The organism is Fenollaria sp. (genome assembly GCF_057222035.1).
This window is the reverse complement of record NZ_JBXXYC010000001.1, coordinates 507,345-528,785: the sequence shown is the minus strand read 5'-3', so window position 1 is coordinate 528,785 and position 21,441 is coordinate 507,345. Positions and strand designations below refer to the sequence as shown.

General features: G+C 34.2%; 22 protein-coding genes. 20 read left to right on the top strand and 2 right to left on the bottom strand.

Annotated elements, in window-relative coordinates; all coding sequences use genetic code 11:
- From AC2UOP_RS02640 to AC2UOP_RS02565, 16 genes are all read left to right on the top strand, one after another.
- Window positions 1-621 (top strand): HD domain-containing protein, encoded by a 621-nt coding sequence (locus tag AC2UOP_RS02640; protein WP_484832527.1) that lies wholly within the window; start codon window positions 1-3, stop codon window positions 619-621.
- Window positions 622-759: 138 nt separating this feature from the next.
- Window positions 760-1,770 (top strand): heat-inducible transcriptional repressor HrcA, encoded by a 1,011-nt coding sequence (gene hrcA, locus AC2UOP_RS02635; RefSeq protein WP_249242223.1) that lies wholly within the window; start codon window positions 760-762, stop codon window positions 1,768-1,770.
- A gap of 10 nt (window positions 1,771-1,780) precedes the next feature.
- Window positions 1,781-2,302 (top strand): nucleotide exchange factor GrpE, encoded by a 522-nt coding sequence (gene grpE, locus AC2UOP_RS02630; RefSeq protein ID WP_484832526.1) that lies wholly within the window; start codon window positions 1,781-1,783, stop codon window positions 2,300-2,302.
- Window positions 2,303-2,328: 26 nt separating this feature from the next.
- The gene (gene dnaK / locus AC2UOP_RS02625) at window positions 2,329-4,173 is read left to right on the top strand and encodes a molecular chaperone DnaK (protein WP_484832525.1); all 1,845 of its coding nucleotides are present in this window, start codon (window positions 2,329-2,331) and stop codon (window positions 4,171-4,173) included.
- Between the two features lie 156 nt (window positions 4,174-4,329).
- Window positions 4,330-5,454 carry a molecular chaperone DnaJ gene (gene dnaJ, locus AC2UOP_RS02620; RefSeq protein ID WP_484832524.1) on the top strand — a complete coding sequence of 375 codons (1,125 nt, stop codon included), beginning with the start codon at window positions 4,330-4,332 and terminating at the stop codon, window positions 5,452-5,454.
- An 8-nt stretch (window positions 5,455-5,462) separates the two neighbouring features.
- On the top strand, window positions 5,463-6,374 hold the full coding sequence (gene prmA, locus AC2UOP_RS02615) for a 50S ribosomal protein L11 methyltransferase (protein ID WP_484832523.1): 912 nt from the start codon (window positions 5,463-5,465) through the stop codon (window positions 6,372-6,374).
- Entirely contained in the window at window positions 6,367-7,095 is a 729-nt protein-coding gene (locus AC2UOP_RS02610) for an RsmE family RNA methyltransferase (RefSeq protein WP_484832522.1), read from the top strand. Before prmA ends, AC2UOP_RS02610 begins: the two co-directional genes overlap by 8 nt.
- On the top strand, window positions 7,092-8,375 hold the full coding sequence (mtaB, locus tag AC2UOP_RS02605; RefSeq protein ID WP_484832521.1) for a tRNA (N(6)-L-threonylcarbamoyladenosine(37)-C(2))-methylthiotransferase MtaB: 1,284 nt from the start codon (window positions 7,092-7,094) through the stop codon (window positions 8,373-8,375). The genes AC2UOP_RS02610 and mtaB overlap by 4 nt, the downstream gene beginning before the upstream one ends.
- A gap of 4 nt (window positions 8,376-8,379) precedes the next feature.
- Window positions 8,380-8,718, top strand: a complete 339-nt coding sequence (locus AC2UOP_RS02600; RefSeq protein ID WP_484832520.1) for a histidine triad nucleotide-binding protein — start codon at window positions 8,380-8,382, stop codon at window positions 8,716-8,718.
- A gap of 117 nt (window positions 8,719-8,835) precedes the next feature.
- Window positions 8,836-9,018, top strand: a complete 183-nt coding sequence (rpsU, locus tag AC2UOP_RS02595) for a 30S ribosomal protein S21 (RefSeq protein WP_019213754.1) — start codon at window positions 8,836-8,838, stop codon at window positions 9,016-9,018.
- Between the two features lie 30 nt (window positions 9,019-9,048).
- Entirely contained in the window at window positions 9,049-9,501 is a 453-nt protein-coding gene (locus AC2UOP_RS02590) for a GatB/YqeY domain-containing protein (RefSeq protein WP_484832519.1), read from the top strand.
- 63 nt (window positions 9,502-9,564) lie between these two features.
- The gene (gene scfA / locus AC2UOP_RS02585) at window positions 9,565-9,717 is read left to right on the top strand and encodes a six-cysteine ranthipeptide SCIFF (protein ID WP_019213752.1); all 153 of its coding nucleotides are present in this window, start codon (window positions 9,565-9,567) and stop codon (window positions 9,715-9,717) included.
- 6 nt (window positions 9,718-9,723) lie between these two features.
- The gene (gene scfB, locus AC2UOP_RS02580) at window positions 9,724-11,079 is read left to right on the top strand and encodes a thioether cross-link-forming SCIFF peptide maturase (RefSeq protein ID WP_484832518.1); all 1,356 of its coding nucleotides are present in this window, start codon (window positions 9,724-9,726) and stop codon (window positions 11,077-11,079) included.
- Window positions 11,080-11,088: 9 nt separating this feature from the next.
- Window positions 11,089-12,366: a protein translocase subunit SecD gene (secD, locus tag AC2UOP_RS02575; protein WP_019213750.1), complete on the top strand. Its 1,278-nt coding sequence runs from the start codon at window positions 11,089-11,091 to the stop codon at window positions 12,364-12,366.
- 9 nt (window positions 12,367-12,375) lie between these two features.
- Window positions 12,376-13,257 (top strand): protein translocase subunit SecF, encoded by an 882-nt coding sequence (gene secF, locus AC2UOP_RS02570; protein WP_085840038.1) that lies wholly within the window; start codon window positions 12,376-12,378, stop codon window positions 13,255-13,257.
- A gap of 153 nt (window positions 13,258-13,410) precedes the next feature.
- Complete coding sequence (locus AC2UOP_RS02565; protein WP_484832517.1) at window positions 13,411-14,262, top strand: bifunctional 5,10-methylenetetrahydrofolate dehydrogenase/5,10-methenyltetrahydrofolate cyclohydrolase; 852 nt, start codon at window positions 13,411-13,413, stop codon at window positions 14,260-14,262.
- A 73-nt stretch (window positions 14,263-14,335) separates the two neighbouring features.
- Here the strand turns inward: AC2UOP_RS02565 and AC2UOP_RS02560 are convergent, their stop codons facing one another.
- Complete coding sequence (locus tag AC2UOP_RS02560) at window positions 14,336-14,854, bottom strand: hypothetical protein (RefSeq protein WP_484832516.1); 519 nt, start codon at window positions 14,852-14,854, stop codon at window positions 14,336-14,338.
- 147 nt (window positions 14,855-15,001) lie between these two features.
- Complete coding sequence (locus AC2UOP_RS02555) at window positions 15,002-17,938, bottom strand: transglycosylase domain-containing protein (protein ID WP_484832515.1); 2,937 nt, start codon at window positions 17,936-17,938, stop codon at window positions 15,002-15,004.
- A 129-nt stretch (window positions 17,939-18,067) separates the two neighbouring features.
- Here AC2UOP_RS02555 and AC2UOP_RS02550 point away from each other — a divergent pair, with 129 nt between their 5' ends.
- The 4 genes from AC2UOP_RS02550 (at window position 18,068) to nadE (ending at window position 21,441) form a co-directional block, all read left to right on the top strand.
- Window positions 18,068-18,721, top strand: coding sequence for a hypothetical protein (locus AC2UOP_RS02550; RefSeq protein WP_484832514.1), 654 nt, complete (start codon window positions 18,068-18,070; stop codon window positions 18,719-18,721).
- A 112-nt stretch (window positions 18,722-18,833) separates the two neighbouring features.
- Window positions 18,834-20,078, top strand: a complete 1,245-nt coding sequence (gene hflX / locus AC2UOP_RS02545) for a GTPase HflX (protein WP_484832513.1) — start codon at window positions 18,834-18,836, stop codon at window positions 20,076-20,078.
- On the top strand, window positions 20,065-20,715 hold the full coding sequence (locus AC2UOP_RS02540) for an IMPACT family protein (RefSeq protein WP_484832512.1): 651 nt from the start codon (window positions 20,065-20,067) through the stop codon (window positions 20,713-20,715). The genes hflX and AC2UOP_RS02540 overlap by 14 nt, the downstream gene beginning before the upstream one ends.
- Window positions 20,716-21,441, top strand: a complete 726-nt coding sequence (gene nadE / locus AC2UOP_RS02535; RefSeq protein WP_484832511.1) for an NAD(+) synthase — start codon at window positions 20,716-20,718, stop codon at window positions 21,439-21,441.

Sequence of the window (21,441 nt, the reverse complement as noted above, 5' to 3'; positions counted from 1 at the left end):
ATGATTGATATAATTAAAAAAGCGATTGAGTACCTAGAAAATATTTTTGATGGTAACTCAGACGGTCACGGCGCAGATCACAGCCTGAGAGTTTATAATAATGCATCTTTGATAAGAAAAGCTTATGAATGCAATGAGCTATATGTAGATTTAGGAGCTCTTCTTCATGACGTCGACGATCATAAGTTATTTAATAATAAAAATAATGAAAACGCTAGAAAATTTTTAGTTGAAAATGATTTTGATAGTGAAGCAATTGAAGATATTGTTGAGATAATCAATTCAGTTTCATTTACAAAGAACAGGGGAACCAAGCCAAAAACACTTGAAGCATGCATAGTACAAGATGCTGATAGGCTTGATGCGATAGGAGCTATAGGCATCGCTAGAACCTTTATGTATAGCGGTAAACATGAACGCGGCATAGAAGACTCATTAAAGCATTTCGATGAAAAGCTATTATTATTAAAAGACATGATGAACACTGACGAAGCAAAAAGGCTCGCCCAAAAAAGAGATAGCTTTATGAAGGAATTTTTATCAGAAATAAATGATGAGCTTGGCTATAAAAATAAATATCTGTATAAAAGGCGATTTTATCGTCTTTTTTTATGCTTTTAAGAAAAATTTTGCAAAAATTTTGAAAAAAATTAAATATTTTTGAAAAAAGCTTGATTTTTTTATTATTTTGGGTATAATAGAAATAGAGTTAGCACTCACCGAGTAAGAGTGCTAACAAAAACGACGGAAGGTGATCAATTGGATGAGAGAAAATTAAAGATTTTAAAAGCTATAATCAGCTCATACAATGAAACTGGCGAACCGGTTGGCTCAAGACTTGTTGCCAAAGACGACTCCATTGGTCTTAGCTCAGCAACTATTAGAAATGAGATGCAAGACCTTGAAGAAGCGGGCTACTTAATCAAAACTCATCTCTCTAGCGGAAGAGTGCCATCGCAAAAGGCATATCGCTTGTATGTTGACATGGTACTTCAAAAAGACTTCGAAAAATTATCATCTTCAGAAAAGAAATTTTTCTTAGATGATATAAAAGATAAGTCAAAGAACTTAGATAGTATGATAGGAAAGATGTCAAAAGTTTTATCAAGCTTAACTGATTTTACATCACTTGCTTATATAAGGAAGAGCGGCGAGACAAAGTTAAAGAGCTTGGAGCTTTTAAAAGTTGATGAAAATAAAATTCTTGCCATCTTTGTATATGAAGACTTTGCCATTGACAAGAAATTGATAACGCTTAATGAAGATATAAATGAAGAAGAACTTAATTATTTTAAAGAGATTTTAAATAAGAATTTAGCAGGCAAGTCCATAAATTCGGTTGATTTCAACACACTTAAATATGAAAAGGACAGCCTTCTTAAATACAGAAGCATTTTAGATAGCGTTTTAGAAAAGTTTTCACAAAAAGACGAAAAGAATAATGCAAATAGCATATTCCTAGAAGGAATAAATAAGATTTTAAATTATCCAGAGTATTCAAATTTTGATAAGGCAAAAGAATTAATCGAGCTTCTCGAAGACAAAAAGGGCCTACTAAATTTACTTGAGAGCGAAAATTTGGATAAAGATCTTGTTATTAAGATAGGTAATGAGAATGATATCGACATATTTGATAATATTGCCTTAGTTCTTAAGAATGTAAACATCTTGGATAATGAAGTTACTTTTGGTTTAATCGCACCAATGAGAATTGATTACAAAAAAGTTCTTTCTATATTTGATGATTTTTATATGGATGATTTATTTTAGGAGGGATTAGATGAAAAAAGATAAAACAATAGATATGGATGAAGAAAAGCTTATAAATGAAGAAGCAGAAGAAGCTCAAGAAAAAGCTGAAGCTGAAGAGCAAGATGGCGTGTCATCTGAAATAAATGATCTTCAAACAAAGCTTGTGAGACTTCAAGCAGACTTTCAAAATTATAAAAAGAGAGTAGAAAAAGAAAAGGACGACCTAGTATCGATAGGCGTTGTAAGTATTGCAAATGAAATACTTCCTGTCATAGATAACTTTGAAAGAGCCTTGGAGCATGAAGGTGACAGTGCTTCGTTTAAGGAAGGCATGGAGCTTATCTACGAAGGATTAAAAAATGCTCTCAAAGCAAAGGGCATAGTTGAGTTAAAAGCACTAGGCGAGGACTTCAATCCAGATTTTCATCAAGCGGTATCTATGGGCCACAACGATGAATACAAAGAAAATCAAGTCATAGAAGTTTTATTAAAAGGTTATGAATACAATGGCAAGGTTATTCGCCATGCCATGGTTATTGTAAATAAATAAGAAAATTATTAAGGAGGAAATATATTATGGGAAAAATAATTGGTATTGACTTAGGTACAACAAACTCTTGTGTATCAGTAATGGAAGGTGGAGAAGCTATAATCATTCCTAACGTTGAAGGTAATAGAACTACTCCATCAGTAGTTGCTTTCACAAAAGACGGAGAAAGATTAGTAGGAGAAACAGCTAAAAGACAAGCTATAACAAATCCAGACAGAACTATCTCATCAATTAAAAGAGAGATGGGCAGTAACTATAAGATTGACATAGACGGAAAAGATTATACACCACAAGATATATCAGCAATGATATTACAAAAATTAAAATCAGACGCAGAAAGCTATTTGGGAGAAAAAATTACAGAAGCAGTTATCACTGTTCCTGCATATTTCACAGACGCTCAAAGACAAGCTACAAAGGACGCTGGTAAGATCGCTGGCCTTGAAGTAAAGAGAATCATAAACGAGCCAACAGCAGCAGCACTTGCTTATGGTATGGACAAAGAGCATGGCCAACACAAGATTATGGTATATGACCTTGGCGGAGGTACATTCGATGTGTCTATCCTAGAAGTAGGCGACGGAGTTTTTGAAGTACTAGCAACTAGAGGTAATAACAAGCTTGGCGGAGACGACTTTGACCAAAGAATTATAAATTATATAGCAGAAAACTTTAAAAAGGAAAATGGCGTAGACTTAACTCAAGACAAGATGAGTCTACAAAGATTAAAAGAAGCAGCAGAAAAAGCTAAGAAAGAGCTTTCTACTACAATGACAACAAACATCAACTTACCATTCATCTCTGCTACAGCAGCTGGTCCACTTCACTTAAACATGGACTTAAGTAGAGCAAAGTTCAATGAACTAACTCATGACTTAGTTGAAAAAACTACTGAGCCAGTTAGAAGCGCTATAAAAGATGCTGGTATTGAAGCAAAAGACATTGACAAAGTATTATTAGTTGGTGGTTCAACAAGAATCCCAGCCGTTCAAGAAGCAGTTAAACAAATCATCGGCAAGGATCCTCAAAAGGACATCAACCCAGATGAATGTGTTGCCATCGGTGCATCAATCCAAGGCGGTGTATTAACAGGTGAAGTTAAGGACTTATTATTACTAGACGTAACACCACTATCACTTGGTCTAGAAACACTTGGCGGAGTAACTACAAGACTTATCGAAAGAAACACAACTATTCCAACAAAGAAATCACAAATATTCACAACAGCATCTGACTCACAAACATCAGTTGATATACACGTACTTCAAGGTGAAAGAGAGATGGCAGCTGACAATACAACACTTGGCCGCTTCCAACTAGAAGGTATAGCACCAGCACCAAGAGGAATCCCTCAAATCGAAGTAACATTTGATATCGATGCTAATGGTATTGTTAATGTATCAGCAAAGGATTTAGGTACAGGTAAGGAACAAAAGATCACTATCACAGCTTCATCTAACTTATCAAAAGAAGATATTGATAAGAAAGTTAAAGAAGCAGAAGAATTTGCTCAACAAGATAAGAAGAAAAAAGAAAATATTGAAGTAAAGAATAACGCAGATCAAATGATATATCAAACAGAAAAGCTTATGAAGGACCTAGAAGGCAAAATTTCTGAAGATGAAAAGAAGGACATCGAAGCAAAACTTGCTGATCTTAAGAAAGCTAGCGAAGGCTCAGACTATGACGATATGAAGAAGAAGACAGAAGATTTAACACAAGCCTTCTATAAAGTTTCTGAAAAGCTTTATAAACAAAATGCAGAAGCAGGTGCAGCTGGAGCTGAAGCAGGCGCACAAGGCTCTGAAGAACACAAAGGTGACGATGACGTAGTTGATGGTGACTACGAAGTAGTTGACGACGATAAATAAATTTATTAGATTTTGATTAAGAAGAATGGAGAAAAGCTTCATTCTTCTTTTTTTACATAAAATAAAAGAATTTCATTAGGCTTTTATTTTTCTCACATTTTTGGTATAATATAATGTACGTGATAATTATTTTACATTTTAGAAAGGGTGTAAGTTTTGAAAGATTTATACGAAGTTTTAGAGATAGAATCAACTGCGACTGAAGCTGAGATAAAAACTCAATACAGGAAGCTTGCTAAAAAATATCATCCGGACCTAAATCCAGGAGATGCAGAGGCTGAAGCAAGATTTAAGGAGATATCTGCCGCTTATGAAGTTTTAGGCAACGCTGAGAAGAGAAAGCAATATGATACATACGGCGAATCGATGTTTCAAAATGGCGGCACAGGAGCTGGTGGATACGGCGGTTTTTCTGAGGATATATTTAGTGATATCTTTGATATTTTTGGAGGCGGTTTTGGCGGTTTCTCATCTGGTGCTACGCAAAGCAAACGTCCAATGTATGGCGAGGACGTAAGATATAACCTTACCATAGACCTAGAAGATGTTTTAAATGGAACTCAAAGAGAGATTGAGATAGAGAGAGTCGAAGAGTGCTCACATTGCAACGGAAGCGGAGCAAAAGATAAGGATAGCAAAAAGACTTGCAAGACTTGTTCTGGCAGAGGAAGCGTTAGAAAAGAGAGAAGAACAGCTTTTGGCGTATTCGTTCAAACTGAAGTTTGCCCTGACTGTCACGGCGCAGGCGAGATAATTACTGAAGAATGCCCACATTGCCATGGCAATGGAACTGAGAAGAAAAAGAAAAAAATTCTTGTTAAGGTGCCAAAGGGCGTTCGTGAAGATAGCGTCATCAGCATAAGAGGCGAAGGAAGCGTTGGTAAGAATGGCGGACCAAACGGTGATTTAAACGTTTACGTAGACATTAGGGAGAATAATAAATTCAAAAGAAGCGGCGATGATTTATACACAAGCGTTAGCATAAATTATTTACAAGCGGTTTTAGGTGACCAGATTGAAATTGATACGCTTGATGGCAAGGTTAAATTAACTATACCTGAGGGAACTCAGAGTCATACGAAGTTTAAAATTGCAGGTAAGGGACTATATCCACTACACAAGAATTATAGATGCGATTTATACGTTGTAGTCAAGGTTGATGTGCCAAAGAATTTGAATGACGAGCAAAAAGAGTCATTAATAAGGCACTTTAAAGACATGAATTTTGATTACGAGCCAAAGAAGAAAAATATTTTTGAAAAAATAAAAGAAAAATTTTAGGAGTTAATATGAATTTTAGAGAAATTAAATTAAAATTTAAAAAAGAATATGAAGAAAGGGTCGAAATTTTCTTATCTGACCTAGGCATTGACAACATGGCTATAGAAGATCCAGACGATTTAAAGATTTTCCAAGAAAGGCAAAATGCTTGGGACCTATATGACGACGACCTTATAAAATTAGAAAAAGGTTATATAAGGTTTACCATATACTTAGATGATATTTCTGACAATGATGATAGAGAAGCTAAAATTAAGGCTCACATCGAAGAGCTTGGCGGAGAATTTTCTAAGGAAATAATTGACGATAGCGATTGGAAAAACAATTGGAAGAAATTTTTTAAGATTTTAAAACCAAACAAAACTATAGTTATAGTGCCAACTTGGGAAGAGTACGAAAAGAAAGATGGAGAAAAGATAATAAAGCTAGAGCCGGGCATGGCTTTTGGAACTGGTTCACACGAGACAACATCACTATGCATAAAGAAGCTTGAAGAGTACATGGAGCCTCAGATGAAAGTTCTAGACATAGGTACAGGTAGCGGCATACTATCAATTGCAGCGTCAAAACTAGGTGCTAGCGAGGTTTTAGGCGTTGACATAGACCCAATGAGCGTATATATCGCAAACGAAAATAAAAAATTAAATGAAGTTAAAAACGCAGAATTCATAGTCGGAGACCTTCTTTCAAAGGTTAAAGACAAGTATGATATAGTCGTTTCAAATATACTTGCAGAAGTCATAGTCACAATGACAGGTGATTTACACAAATTTTTGAACAAGAACGGAATTTTTATTTCTTCAGGAATTTTAAAAGTTAAGTCTGCCATGGTTATCGACTCACTTGAAGCCAATGGCTTTGAGATTTTAAACGTCGAAGACCTAAACGAATGGACTTCAATCGTAGCTAAACATGCATAGATTTTTCGCAGAAAAAAGAGCTGAAAATCTTTTATATTTAGCAAAGGAAGATATAAAGCACTTTAAAGACGTCTTGAGAATAAAAGATGACGAAGAAGTTGAAGTTTATATTGATGGTGCTGGCTATATCGCTGTTCTTAACTCATATTCAAAGAATGAACTGAGTCTTAAGATAATTTCTGAAATAAAAGAAAAATATGAGTCTGAGCTAAAAATAAGCTTATTCCAAAGCTTAGTAAAGTCTGATAAGATGGACTTTATCATACAAAAAGCTATAGAAATGGGTGTTTATAGCATAGTTCCTATAGAGACTAAGAGGTCCATTGTAAAGAAAAAAGATATAAAAGATAAAAAACTGGAAAGATATAAAAATATTGCAAAGGCAGCGGCGATGCAGTCAAAGCGCGAGTTTATCCCCGCTGTTTCTGATGCAATGAAGCTAGATGAAGCAAAAGAAATTTTAGATGGTTTTGACTTAGTTTTAATTGCTTATGAAGATGAACTTGATAATAGCATAAAAAATTATGATATCAAAGACAAAAAGAACATCGCCATCGTCGTAGGACCTGAGGGCGGCTTCGATATAGGTGAAATAGATGAGCTTAAGAAATTTGGCTACAAATCCATTAGCCTGGGAAAGAGAATACTTAGAGCAGAAACAGCGCCAATTGCGCTGCTTACTATGCTTTACTACGAATTTAACGGAAGTGGTCTTTTATGATGAAGGTTTATGTGCAAAATTTGGGCTGCAAAGTAAATTTATATGAAGCTCAAGCGATAAAAAATTCTTTCGAGCAAAGAGGCTATGAGGTAAAGGAAGATTTTGACGATATCGATGTCTATGTGATAAATACTTGTACTGTAACAAATAAGTCGGATTCAAAGTCAAGGCAGATGATATCTAAAGTCAAGAAGAAAAATCCAGATGCTATAATAATTATTTGTGGCTGCTATAGTCAGATTAATTCTAAAGAGATAGAAGAGATGGATATAGCGGACATTATAGTCGGCACACAAGGCAGAAATAAGATAGCTGACTACTTAGAAGAATATTTAAACCTTGGCGAAAAGAAAAATTATGTTGAGGATAATATTGACAAAAATTATGAAGAGCTTCTTTTTGATAAAAATTTCGATAGCACTAGAGCTTTTATTAAAATAGAAGATGGATGTAATAATTTTTGCTCATACTGCATAATTCCATATGCAAGAGGAAGAGTGCGCTCGAGAAAGGCAGATAGCATCATTAAAGAGATAGAAACGCTTGCTAAAGATGGCTACAAAGAATTTGTTATCACAGGCATACAGATAACTGATTATGAAGATAATGACATCGACCTAATAAAATTATTAGAAATGATAGATGAAGTGCCAGGCGTTGAAAGAGTGAGACTTGGTTCGATTCAGCCAAAATTATTAAAAGATGAAACGGTAGAAAGATTAGCCAAACTAAAGCACTTGCAACACCAGTTCCATTTATCCTTACAAAGTGGCTCAAATAAAGTGCTTAAGCTAATGAACAGAAAATACACGAGAGAAGATTATATTGAAAATACAAGTAAGATATATAAGGCAATGCCGGACTCTGCCATAACTACAGACATTATCGTTGGTTTCCCACAGGAAGATGATGAAGATTTTAAAGAGTCCATTGACATAGTGAAAAAAGTAAATTTCTTAAAGGTTCATGTTTTTAGATATTCAAGGCGTAAAGGCACAAAAGCTTACGATATGAAAGGACAAATTGCTGAGAGCGTAAAAAAAGACAGAGCAGAAATTTTAGAAGAGTATCAAGAAGCCTCGAGACATATATTTATAAATAAATTTATTGGCGATGAATTTGAAGTTTTGTTTGAAGAGAAAAAAGATGAATACTTTGAAGGCTACACATCAAATTATATCAGAGCTTATCTTAAGACAGATGATAATCTTCATAACCAAATAATAAAAGTAAAGGCAGTAGAAAAATTTAGAGACGGAATATTAGTAGAAAGGATTTGATTTTATGGATTGTTTATTTTGTAAGATTATAGAAGGAAGCATTCCTTCTGAAAAAATTTACGAAGACGACATGATGCTTTGCTTCAAAGATATCAACCCAACATGCCCAGTTCATGTGCTTATGATACCCAAAAAGCATATCTCATCCCTTGATGATTTAAAACAAGGCGATGAAGAAGTAATTTCTCACTTGATGCTAAAAGTTAAGGATATAGCTAAGACTATGGGCCTTGACAATGGCTACAGACTAGTCATCAATACAGGTGAAGACGGTCAACAAAGCGTAAAACATTTACACATGCATTTAATTGGCGGCAGAAAGCTTAATTGGCCAGCAGGTTAAAAACAAGAAAATTAGCAAAAAAGATTAAAAAAACCTTGAAAAAGCTTTAATTTTGTTGTATAATATTTGTAACTTAGTCATAAATGATAGTAACTGTTTTATGAGGGGAGGGATACTATGACAGAAATAAGAGTTAGAGAAGACGAATCACTTGATAATGCACTTAAGAGATTCAAAAGATCATGCGCAAGATCAGGCGTCTTAGGAGAAGTTAGAAAAAGAGAACACTATGAAAAACCAAGCGTAAGACGTAAACTAAAATCTGAAGCAGCAAGAAGGAAAAAACATCAAAAGTTTTAATTTAAATTTATTTGTAAAGATAGAAGGTGTATGATGTCCCTTAAAAACGAACTAAAAAGTAGATATATAGAATCTATGAAAAATAAAGATACAATCATTAAAAACACTATCATGATGGTTAATTCAGCTATAAAGCAAATTGAAGTTGACCAAAGAAAAGAACTAAGTGACCAAGACATTATAGCAATAATACAAAAGCAAATAAAGGAAAAGAAAGGCGCTATAGCTGAGTTTGAACAAGGCCATAGAGCAGATTTAGTTGAACAAACTAAAAAAGAAATAGAAATTCTTATGGAGTACGTACCAAAGGAACTTTCTGAAGAAGAGATAAAAACTATGATTAAAGATACTTGCGAAGAACTTGGAGACAATAAAACAAATTTTGGCTTAGTCATGAAGACTATGATGTCAAAAGTTAAGGGCAGGGCAGATGGATCATTAGTTACAAATCTTGTTAAAGAATATCTAGCCGGTGCAAAATAGCATCGGTTTTTTCTTGTGATGAGCCTTAGCTCACAGTATATTTTATATAAAAGGGAGGATATTATGAAATTTGTAAAAACTTTAAGCAAAAGAAACTTATTAAAAACAGCTAAGCACGGCGGATGTGGCGAATGCCAAACTTCATGTCAATCAGCTTGTAAGACATCTTGTACAGTTGGTAACCAAAAGTGCGAAAATAAGAAAAATCATAAATAGACTTTGATGTACGATACTAATTTAATACATAAGTTCTATCTAAATGATAAGTATGTAGTCTTAGACATATATAGTGGTGCTGTACACGTAGTAGATGAGATTATATACGACTTAGTTGATTACATGTCTAAGGGCTTAGATGAAGCTGTTAAGGCATTATCTACTAAGTATGAAGCTTGTGATATTAAAACTGCTTTTAAGGAAGTAGAGGAATTACACAAAGAAGAGTTGTTATTTACTGAGCCTATAGAGGCAACTCAGCTGGACTTAAGTAAATACAACATAGTAAAGGCTCTTTGCCTACATGTTTCACATGACTGTAACCTAAGATGTAAGTATTGTTTTGCGTCACAAGGCGATTTTAAAGGCAAAAGAGAGCTTATGAGCGTAGAAGTAGGTAAGAAAGCTTTAGAGTTTTTAGTACAAAACTCTGGCAATAGAAGAAATTTAGAGGTTGACTTCTTTGGAGGAGAACCACTAATGAACTTTGATGTTGTTAAAGAGCTTGTTACTTACGGAAGAAGTTTAGAAAAAGAATACAATAAGAATTTTAGATTCACTTTAACTACAAACTGTGTTTTATTAAACGATGAAATTATTGATTATTTAAATGAAAATATGTCAAACGTAGTTCTAAGTATAGACGGTAGAAAATCTGTTAACGATGAGATGCGTCCAACTACTAATGGAAAAGGTTCTTATGATATAATCGTTCCAAAGATTAAACGCTTTATTGAAAAAAGAGGCGATAAGGACTATTACATTAGAGGTACGTTTACATCAGAAAACTTAGATTTTTCAGAAGACGTATTGGATTTCTACAGAAACGGTTTTAAAAAGACATCTATGGAACCGGTTGTAACAGACCAAAAAGAACCTTATGCCATAAGACCAGAACATGTAGAGAGAATTAAGAAAGAGTATGAAAAATTATCAAAAGAATACATCAAGATTAAGAAAAAAGATGATGATTTTCTATTCTTCCACTTTATGATAGACCTTGATCAAGGACCATGCTTAATCAAAAGAGCAATAGGATGCGGAGCAGGATGCGAATATCTTGCTGTAACACCAAAGGGCGACCTTTTCCCTTGTCATCAGTTTGTAGGCGAAGAACAATTTAAAGTTGGTAATGTTTTTGAAGGCGTTACCAAAACTGATTTAAGAGAAGAATTTAAAAAATCAAACGTATTTAATAAAAAAGACTGCCAAGAATGCTGGGCAAAATTCTATTGTTCAGGAGGCTGTCATGCTAATTCATACTACAATACAGGCGACATAAACGGTGTATTTGAGATAGGCTGTGAATTAGAAAGAAAAAGAATAGAATGTGCAATCTCAGTTATTGCAAATTTAGATTAGGAGGCCAAAATGAAAAAGTTAAGCACACTTAAGATTGTGATAACAGTCATTTTAATTGCCTGCTTCGGATTAGTAGCTGTATTCGGCTTTGATTTTGCTGGATATCAAATTAAGAGCGCTAAAGACTCTATCAACTTAGGTCTTGACTTAGCTGGTGGGGTATATGTACTTCTTGAAGCTGATACAGACAAAACAGGAGAAGAGCTTAGCAAGGCTATGGAACAATCCAAGGCAATTATTCAACAAAGAGTTGACGGTTTAGGAATTTCTGAACCAAACATATCTATCGAAGGTTCAAACAGAATCTCAATCGAACTAGCTGGTGCTAAAAATGCACAAGACGCTATCGAAACAATAGGTAAAACAGCTCAATTACAATTTATCGATCCAGATAACAATGTAATTTTAACAGGTAAAAACATTAAAGAATCAAAAGTTGTTTATACACAAGATAACTTAGGTAAGTCAACACCAGTTGTTTCAATGGAGTTTGACGAAGAAGGAACAAAGAAATTCGCTGAAGCAACAACAAAGCTTTATAATGAAACAGTTCCTGAAAAGAAAATCTTAAAGATAGTTCTAGACGGTGAAGTAATTTCTGCACCTATAGTACAAAATTCACCAATTACAGATGGTAAGCCTATCATCGAAGGTGGTTCAAAAGGATTCTCAGTAGAAGAAGCATCAAAATTAGCTACATTAATTAGAGCCGGTGCACTTCCTATCGAACTTAAGGAAGTTAGATCAGAAATCATCGGAGCTTCACTAGGTATTGACGCTTTCCACAACTCAATGATGGCTATACTTATATCAATACTTTTAATCAGTTTACTATTAATCGTAGTATATAAGATTCCAGGTCTAGTAGCATCAATTTCATTAATTGCGTATACACTATTAGTTTTACTAGCATTTATAGTATTCCATATCAAGTTATCATTACCAGGCATATGCGGTTTACTATTATCAATAGGTATGGCAGTAGATGCTAACTGTATTATATATGAAAGAATTAGAGAAGAATTAATCAATGGTAAGACAGTAAGATCAGCTGTTGATGCAGGCTTTAAGAAAGCTATCGCAACTATCATGGACTCAAACATCACAACTATCATAGCTGGTGTTGTACTTTATGTTTATGGTATCGGTTCAATCAGAGGTTTTGGTATTACACTTATCATAGGTATAGTAATTTCATTATTGACAGCAGTTGTATTGACAAAATTCTTACTAAAGAACTTTGCTCAAATAACATCTAATGAAAATAAAAAGGCATATGGAGCATAGGAGGTAAATATGATTAATTTTAACAAATTGAAAAAGTTTTTTGCTCCAATACCATTCATAGTTATCATCGCAGGTATCATAGGATTCTGCATTCATGGTTTTAACTACGGTATCGACTTCTCAGGTGGTACTATCATGAGAGTTAATGCTGGACAATTTATTGAAGAAGCAAAAGTTTATGACATAGTTGGTAAAGTTGATAAGGGCGCAAGCGTTGTTTATGCTGGTGCTAACAAAGAAACTATCGTTATCAAGTCTACACTTGCTTTAACAAACGAGCAAAAGAATCAAATCAGCCGTGCATTTGAAGAAGAATACAAGGTTGACAGAAACAATATCGAAGACACAACTACTGGTCCATCAATCAGTAGAGAAATTAGACAAAAAGCTGTTATATCCATCATCATCGCATCAATCTTAATGCTTATCTATATAACATTTAGATTTGAATGGAAATATGGTGTTGCAGCTGTATTTGCTCTAATCGTTGACGTTTTAGTTATAGTATCCGCATACGGCATATTTAACCTACAAATCGATTCATCACTAATCGCAGCAGCACTAACTATCGTAGGTTATTCAATCAACGCAACTATAGTTATCTTTGATAGATTCAGAGAAAACAAGAGAATGCATCCAAGGATGGATAATGCTGAGCTTATTGAGTCATCACTTAACTCAACATTCAGAAGAACAGTATTAACAACAATTACAACACTTATCGCAGTTGTTGTTCTATACGTTCTAGGTGGTCACGTAATCGAGGCACTTTGTATTCCACTACTTGTTGGTATCGTTGAAGGTATGTTATCATCTACATTCATCGCACCATACACATGGGGATTACTTGAAAAGAACTTTGGCCACGGCGCAAAAAACAAAAGAGCTTAATTAATTTATATAAGGGGAGATGAGATGTCTCCTCTTTTTTTATAAAAATATAATATGGTATTAAAATTATTGTGATTTGGGTATGAATGTATTAAGTAAATGAATAATAAATATTTTTAATATAAGAAAAATTTATATCATAAGGAGGTTATTATGACAGAAATTTTAAAAGGTAAACCAGTTGCAGACATGATTAAGGTTGACATGACTAAGAAGATTGAGGCTTTTCGTGCGAAAGGCATTGCTCCAAAGATTGCCGTAGTTAGACTAGGCGAGGACCCAAGCGATATATCATACGAAAAAGCAATACTTAAGGTTAGTGCAAGCTTAAACATTGATTCAGAAGTATTTAATATACCTAGAGAATCAACAACTGAAGAGCTTCTTGCGCTTATGGATAAGCTAAATAATGATACTAAGATACATGGTATACTTGTGTTTAGACCGCTTCCTAAACAAATTGATGCAGAAAGAGTTGTTAATTTTATCAATCCAGATAAGGATATTGACTGCATGAACCCAATTAATCTTGAAGCTATATTTGAAGGAAAGAAAGATAGCTTTGAACCAGCTACACCAAGAGCAGCTGTTGAAATTTTAGGAAGAACTGGATATGATTACAAAGGCAAGAATGTTGCCATAATCAACCGTTCCATGGTAGTTGGTAAGCCACTTGCTATGATGCTACTAAATGAAAATGCCACAGTTACTATCTGTCACTCAAAGACAAAGGATTTAAAAGCTGTTTGTAAGAGTGCTGATGTAGTATTCACAGCGCTTGGCAGAGCGAAGATGCTTGACAAATCATATTTCAATGAAGACTCTATAGTTATAGACGTTGGTGTAAGTATGGATAAGGAAGGCAAGATTAGTGGCGACGCTGATTACGATGCTCTAGTTGATTACGTTGCAAAGATTACACCAGTACCTGGAGGAGTAGGCAGCATAACAACTACAATACTTTTAAATCAAGTACTAAAGGCAGTAGAAAAACAAAATAAATAAAAAATAAATAGCAGAATAAAAAATAAGTGCTAAGCAAAATTACATGCTTAGCACTTTTTATATGCAGAATAAATTATTTAAACGAGAAAAGATATATTTCTTCGCTAGTCACATCTTGATTTACTGCCATAGTGACTGCATATACCTTGTTTAACCCATCTTCTTCTTTTGTTAATATTTCCTTTAAGGCTACTGGATTTGCATCATATATACTTATTCTATCTTTATTGTCTGTAGAAAATTTCTGCTTTGCAAGCTTATATTCACCTCTGTTTTTCCAGTATATAGTGCCGTAGTAAGTACCGCTATCATCGACTCTTACAGTTTTCACATATACACTTGGTCCTCCAAGACTATTTCTAAGATCAATACCAGCATCATGTTCAAGCGGCTTAGTAATATCTACGTAGCCCTTCTTTACAAATTTATCTATGCTTGGCTCTTCAAGTGAGGCAAAGTCTTTCATCTCCTTCGAAACTCTAGCATAATCTATTTTATTTGATTTTGATATAAAATATATAGCTATCGCAGCAACAATCAGCACTATTGCAAGTACTAGCCAATATTTTCTTAATGATTTCCGACTATTCATAAGTCCATCTCCTTTATAAAAATAATTCTTTCTTATTAAATTATACCCATAATCTTAATGCATTATCATTGTAAATTTTTATATAAAAAGCTAAAAGTATAGATAAAAAAACAAGGCCTAAATTAAGCCTTGTTTATCTCTTTTAATCTATGGTAATATTTTTACCTCATTATCATCATTTTTCTTTTCTTCTTTTTTATCATCTTTTTTCTCTGGATTAATCAAATCTGTTATGACATCGTTCCAATTAGTACCTTCTTCGTTAAGATCAATGCCATGTTCTTGATTATAATTATTCAAATCTTCTTGAGTATCTGATTGAACTGGAGGGTAGTAACTGTAGTCTTTTGGCAAGATACCGTTGTGTTCGGAAGGCTTATAAGCAGGATTTAGAGCAGTGAATACCTTAGTAATTTTTAACTCTTCTGGAGTAAATTCAGTTGCTAGCTTATTGTTTGATGAGTTAACTTCTAAGGCTACGTGCACTTTACAAGTTTCAGTAGGCTCAGTTCCTTTAGCAAATATCTCCTCTCTGACGACGCCTCTTGGGTCAGATGAACAAAATTGATTTGGTTTTTTACCAGATTTAGTACATACATAAGCCTTTACTATGCCATCTGGCTGAGCAAATTGAGGTTTGCTTTCTTTGTCTTGATGAATTTTCGTCATTATGTGACCCCAAAGTTTTGCTGCTAACCACGAGTTTTGAGTTATGGTAATCTTCGGTGAGTCATTACCCATCCAAGTGGCTGCTGTATAGTAATTAGTGAAGCCAACGAACCAGAAGTCAGCATTGTAGTCAGTTGTACCAGTTTTACCAGCACTTGCTTGACCTTTTATGATGGCGTTTTTGCCAGTGTGTTCATAAGCAGTCGATCTAAGTATATCCTTCATTACATAAGCAATTTGTGGGCTAACAACCCTTCTTTGCTTAGCTTCTTTCTCAAGAACAATGTTTCCATCCTTGTCTAAAACTTTAGTGTAAATAATCGGTTCATTGTAAACACCATCGTTTGCGATAGCACTGTAGGCAGCAGTCATATCAAGAGGGCTAACACCCTTTGTCATACCACCAAGAGCTAAAGAAGCAAGGTTTTCATCGTTGTGAGTTTTGTTTTCACTAGATTGAACAAAATTATCCTTAGAAGGATTTTCTTCATTTATTATACCTAATTTTTTCAAATATTTTATTGATGTTGGTATACCAATCTTTTTCAAAGTTCTGGCAGAACTTACGTTTATGGAGTAGATTAGTGATTCTCTAAGAGTTGTGATACCTTTAAAACCAGTATAAACGTTGTTTGGCCATACCTTTCCATCAGCTGTAATCATCGGTATATCAAGTATAGGTGAGGCAGCTGTAAAGCCATTATCAAGAGCAGGTAAGTATACCGCAAGTGGTTTCATAGATGAGCCCGGCTGTCTAGCTGTGTCAGTTGCTCTATTTAAAATTCTTGAACCCTTTACATCACGTCCACCAATCATGGCAACGATGTGACCAGTTTTGTAATCCATAATCACAGTTGCTGATTGTGGCTGAACCAAACCAGTTTTATTATTATAGAAATATTCTGGATTTATAAATAAGTTTCCAGTTTCATTAACTTTGTAGAATTTATCGTTCTTTTCAAAAAATTCAGCTTTTATTATAAGGCTGTGTCTTGCTTGTCTTAAATAATATGCATCAGGAACTGCAAGACCGCCAACCCTGTGAGTTAGAAGGTTTTTCGAACCATCAATAGTATAGTAATCTTGTATGTCAGTTGATTTTTTATATGCCAATATTCTTGAGCTAGTAATGGCTAAGTCACCGTTGGCATTTATACTAAACTCACCCTTTGGAATAAATAGATAACCATCGTTAGTAAGTAGATTTTCTTTTTTGTAATAAACTAAATTGCCATCTTTATCAACGATATTACCAGCTTTATCTAAGTTTCTATCTACAAGTAGAGGAGCTTTGTATCTTTTAAGATCGCCTAAAAGTATCCCGTTAAAATTCCTATTGACCTCGTCAAGATCCTTTTGTACTTTTGTATCGATTGTTGAGTATATTCTTAAACCGCCTGTAAATAATCTTTCTTGAGCCTTTTGCTTAGTGATTTGATACTTTTCCATGAGGTCTTCAACAACTTGATTCTTAACATAATCAGTCGCATAGCTTGTAATTTCGGTTTCTTTCTTTGCACTTGGCTTTAAGCTTGCAACAATATCAAAATTTATTGCTTCATCGTATTCAGCTTGATTAATCTTGCCAAGTTCACGCATCTTTTTAAGTATAACTTTTTGTCTTTGAACAGATTTTGTGTTAAATACAAGAATATATTTTTCACCTAAAATTTCAGTCTCACCAATCTTTCTCATAGTAGCCTCATCAAACTTAAGAGGACTAACCCTGTAGAACGGTTGATAGATGTTAGGACCCTTTACGATGCCAGCAAGTAGAGCAGCTTGAGCGATATTGATCTCGTCAACATTCTTAGAGAAATATGTTCTTGAAGCCTCTTGAACACCGTATGAGTTTTGTCCTAAAGAAATCATATTTAGATAAGACTCAAGAATTTGATCCTTGCTAAGTTTAGTCTCTAAATTAAGAGCTAGATAAATTTCTTTAAGTTTTCTTGTGAGAGTTTGTTCATTAGATAAAAATGTATTTTTAATTAGCTGCTGAGTTATAGTTGAAGCACCACGAACAACGCCGCCAGCCTTAAAATTCTCGTAAAGCGATGACAAAATACCCTTAGGGTCAACGCCAGGGTGCTCGTAAAATCTTTCGTCTTCAATACTTATAAAGGCATCCTTCAAAAATTGAGGTACCTTATTTAATTTAACAAAAGTTCTGTACTCAGCAGTTTCTACTTTTTCTAGCAAATTCTTATCCTTATCAAAGATAAGAGAAGTTTCTTCAAAGCCGCTGTTAATTGAGTATGGATCAATCTCAGGGGCAGTAGTAAGTATATTAACAAAAGCAAGACCCACGCTACCAGCAAATAAAGTTAAGGATATAAGCACAGTCATCAGCGTGATGACCAAAAGCTTTTTCAGCGTAAACCTCGGCTTTCTTCTATATTTATTATTAGACATATTATCACTCCTAATATTAAGTATACTTGTATTATACCACATATAAGAGATTTTAGTATATATTTTAATAAAATATTAATATAATTATCTTCTTTATGATATAATATTTATTAATTTAGGAGGAAATATATGATAAACACATATAAAAATCATTTTCATAATCAAAATATATATCTAGAATTTGATATTGAAGATATGAAAAATATTAATACAGATACATTTAAAACGATTAGCAAAGAAAATCATGCACCCTTGCAAATGATGATAGATGGTAGTGAGACAGAAAAGAGAAATTTTATTCAAGAACATGGCTTTAAGAGGGCAAGAGTTTGCTATAGCATGACAGTAAGAAAAACTGATATGCTCTCAAAAGATATCTCGGGGCTAAAACTTCTTCACGCAAAAGAAGGTGAGGCAATTTACGATGAATTAGCAAAGATATATTTTGATTATTATAAAGAGACACACAAGAGCATAAATCCACTAAGCGTTGATTTCGACGAATTTAAAGAAATTTTAACAAAAGAACTTTATTATAACGATGAAAGTGGGATGAGCTTAGCTTTTGTAGAAGATAATGAAATTGCCTATGTTTACACAAGCGATTTGGATAAGGCAGGTGAATTTTTTAAAAGCCTTTGCGAAAAACTTTTTAATGATTACGAAGAAATATTTTTCGAAGCAGATGATGTAGATGAAAGTGCTATGCATTTGAAAAATCTATTTAATGGCGGTGTAGATGAGATTACAGAGACGTGGATATATAAATTAGATGATAAATAGTTTTGCACAAGAAAAACGATTAGCGTAGATAAATTTGTCTACGCTATTTTTATAAATAATAAATATTTTGACATTTAACACAGGCTTTGATATAATTACAAAGAGGTGCTATATGGAGAGAGCAATTATATATACAATTGAATTTGATTCAAAGACTGATGAGTATCTTGATGAGCTTGAGGCGCTTCTTGAAGCGTGCGACGCTGAGGCCATTGTCAGAGTGAAACAAAGTAAGGACGTTTTAAACCCTCGCTACTATATGGGCAAGGGTAAGCTTGACGAGATAAAAACACTTATCGAAGCGAATGATATTGACTTACTTGTTGTTAATGACGAGCTAAGTGGTGTTCAAACGAGAAACTTAGAGGACGAACTCGATATAAAAGTGGTTGATAGGACTAATCTTATACTTGATATATTTGCTCTAAGGGCTGAAACTGTTGAAGCGAAACTACAAGTTGAGCTTGCTCAGCTATCATATAGACTGCCAAGGCTTGTTGGTATGAATAATTATCTATCAAGAGAAGGCGGCGGCATCGGGACAAGAGGACCTGGTGAGCAAAAACTTGAAACTGACAGGCGTCACATACAAGAGCAAATTGATAGAATTAAAAATAAATTAAAGGAAGCTCAAAAATCAAGGGACAATATTTCTAAAAAAAGAAATGAAAGCGATGTTCCTTATGTGAGTATCATCGGTTATACTAACTGTGGCAAATCTACTATATTAAACAGCATGATTAGGCTATCTGAGAGTGGTGCTAAGGAAGTTTTGGCTAAGGATATGTTATTTGCCACGCTTCAAACTTTTGTTAGACAGATAAAATTCTCCTCTGGCTCTGAATTTATTGCCTCAGATACTGTTGGTTTTGTATCAAATTTACCTACAAAACTAGTTGAAGCATTTAAAGGCACTCTAGAAGAGCTAAAATATGCGGATTTAATTTTACACGTGGTAGATATATCTGATGAGAATATGCATCTACAAATTGAGACTACACTTGATTTAATGAAGTCTTTAGGACTTATGGACAAAAAAGTTTTAAGGGTATATAATAAGGTAGATAAACTTGATGAGCATAGAAGATCATCCTTAAAAGATGCTGATGATACAATTTATATATCAGCAAAAAATGATGACGATGTAAAAAAACTTATTGATAAGATAGAGGCAATCATTAAAGAGGATTATAAAGAGGTAACGATGAGGCTTGCTTTTAAGGATAGTGCCATCATCGATAGGCTTAAAAAGAGCTATGCTGTAGAAGTTACAAAGTACGACGAAGCTTCGATGTACATAAAAGTGAAGCTTTCTCAAAAAGATTACAATAAATATAAAGAATATGTGTGCGAATAAAGAGTATAGATCGGTCCTGGAGCAAGTAAGCGCCGAGGAACTGATAAATAAATCAAAGTTCATAGCAAACACAAAGCATGTTCTGAGCGAGGAAGAGGCCATAGCCTTCATTAACGAGATGAAGGATAAATACAAGGATGCGACTCATAACGTTAGCGCTTATATTATTAATAGTAATATTCCTACAAAGCGCTACGATGAAGACGGCGAGCCACAAGGTTCATCTGCAAGACCCATACTTTCAGTTATGGAGATGGAGGGGCTTTCAAATATCGTCTGCGTTGTGACTAGATACTTTGGAGGCATTAAGTTAGGCGTTGGAGGCCTTGTAAGAGCTTACTCAGGCGCGTTTAAGAAGAGCATTGAAGGCCAAATATATGACTATGGCAGCTTTCTTAAGTATAGATTGACTTTTCCATACGCAGAATTTGATAAAATTAAAAACTATTTATCACATACAGTCTATGATTTAGATAATTTAGAATACATGGAAAATATTAGTGCGGACATATACATAAAGGAAGAGGACAGCGAAGAACTTTTAGAAACGCTTAAAAATCTTTCGAATCGCGAGCTCGATTATGAGTTTGCAGATGAATATATAAAAGCGCATATTGATAAAAGGATTGTGAAATAATTGAAAGATTATGAAAAAATAGTTCAAGACATGGTATCTTGGCTAAGAGATAAAAGGGATAAAACTGGTTTAAAAGGAGCGGTTTTCGGGCTTTCAGGTGGAGTCGATTCAGCAGTTGTCGCAGGCCTTGCAAAACTTGCTTTTGGCGATGATCACTTAGCTATAGTCATGCCGATACACTCACTTGAAGAAGACGAAGTAGATGCAAAATTAGTCGCAGATAAGCTTGGTATAAAAACTACAAGGGTTGATTTAACAAGTACTTATGACGATTTTGTTAAAAGTGCTAAGGCAGATGACTTTTCTAAGATGAGTTTATCAAATATAAAACCAAGACTTAGGATGACAAATTTATATCTATATGGACAAAATTTATCATACATGGTACTTGGCTCATCAAACAAAAGTGAGTACTTAGTCGGCTACTTCACTAAGTGGGCAGATAGCGCATGCGATATATATTTATTAAGAGATTTTTATAAAAGAGAAGTTTATGAAATCGCCAAAGTTTTAGGCGTGCCAGATGAGGTAATAAACAAAAAACCATCGGCAGGACTTTGGAAAGGCCAAAGCGATGAGGACGAATTAGGCGTTTCTTATGATGATATTGAAAAATATTTCGAAGGCGAGGCCATTGCCAAAGAAAAAGAAGAAAGAATAAAAAAGCTATATAATTCAACCGAACATAAAAGATCGGATATAGATTATTTTAAAAACATATATTAG

Coding starts and splice junctions, on each gene's coding strand:
- AC2UOP_RS02540 (WP_484832512.1), top strand. CDS start 20,065: ATGTGTGCGAATAAAGAGTATAGATCGGTCCTGGAGCAAGTAAGCGCC.
- AC2UOP_RS02560 (WP_484832516.1), bottom strand. CDS start 14,854: ATGAATAGTCGGAAATCATTAAGAAAATATTGGCTAGTACTTGCAATA.
- secF (WP_085840038.1), top strand. CDS start 12,376: ATGATTAATTTTAACAAATTGAAAAAGTTTTTTGCTCCAATACCATTC.
- AC2UOP_RS02565 (WP_484832517.1), top strand. CDS start 13,411: ATGACAGAAATTTTAAAAGGTAAACCAGTTGCAGACATGATTAAGGTT.
- scfA (WP_019213752.1), top strand. CDS start 9,565: ATGAAATTTGTAAAAACTTTAAGCAAAAGAAACTTATTAAAAACAGCT.
- AC2UOP_RS02550 (WP_484832514.1), top strand. CDS start 18,068: ATGATAAACACATATAAAAATCATTTTCATAATCAAAATATATATCTA.
- AC2UOP_RS02600 (WP_484832520.1), top strand. CDS start 8,380: ATGGATTGTTTATTTTGTAAGATTATAGAAGGAAGCATTCCTTCTGAA.
- AC2UOP_RS02555 (WP_484832515.1), bottom strand. CDS start 17,938: ATGTCTAATAATAAATATAGAAGAAAGCCGAGGTTTACGCTGAAAAAG.
- secD (WP_019213750.1), top strand. CDS start 11,089: ATGAAAAAGTTAAGCACACTTAAGATTGTGATAACAGTCATTTTAATT.
- rpsU (WP_019213754.1), top strand. CDS start 8,836: ATGACAGAAATAAGAGTTAGAGAAGACGAATCACTTGATAATGCACTT.
- AC2UOP_RS02590 (WP_484832519.1), top strand. CDS start 9,049: ATGATGTCCCTTAAAAACGAACTAAAAAGTAGATATATAGAATCTATG.
- grpE (WP_484832526.1), top strand. CDS start 1,781: ATGAAAAAAGATAAAACAATAGATATGGATGAAGAAAAGCTTATAAAT.
- scfB (WP_484832518.1), top strand. CDS start 9,724: ATGTACGATACTAATTTAATACATAAGTTCTATCTAAATGATAAGTAT.
- prmA (WP_484832523.1), top strand. CDS start 5,463: ATGAATTTTAGAGAAATTAAATTAAAATTTAAAAAAGAATATGAAGAA.
- dnaK (WP_484832525.1), top strand. CDS start 2,329: ATGGGAAAAATAATTGGTATTGACTTAGGTACAACAAACTCTTGTGTA.
- hflX (WP_484832513.1), top strand. CDS start 18,834: ATGGAGAGAGCAATTATATATACAATTGAATTTGATTCAAAGACTGAT.
- AC2UOP_RS02610 (WP_484832522.1), top strand. CDS start 6,367: ATGCATAGATTTTTCGCAGAAAAAAGAGCTGAAAATCTTTTATATTTA.
- mtaB (WP_484832521.1), top strand. CDS start 7,092: ATGATGAAGGTTTATGTGCAAAATTTGGGCTGCAAAGTAAATTTATAT.
- AC2UOP_RS02640 (WP_484832527.1), top strand. CDS start 1: ATGATTGATATAATTAAAAAAGCGATTGAGTACCTAGAAAATATTTTT.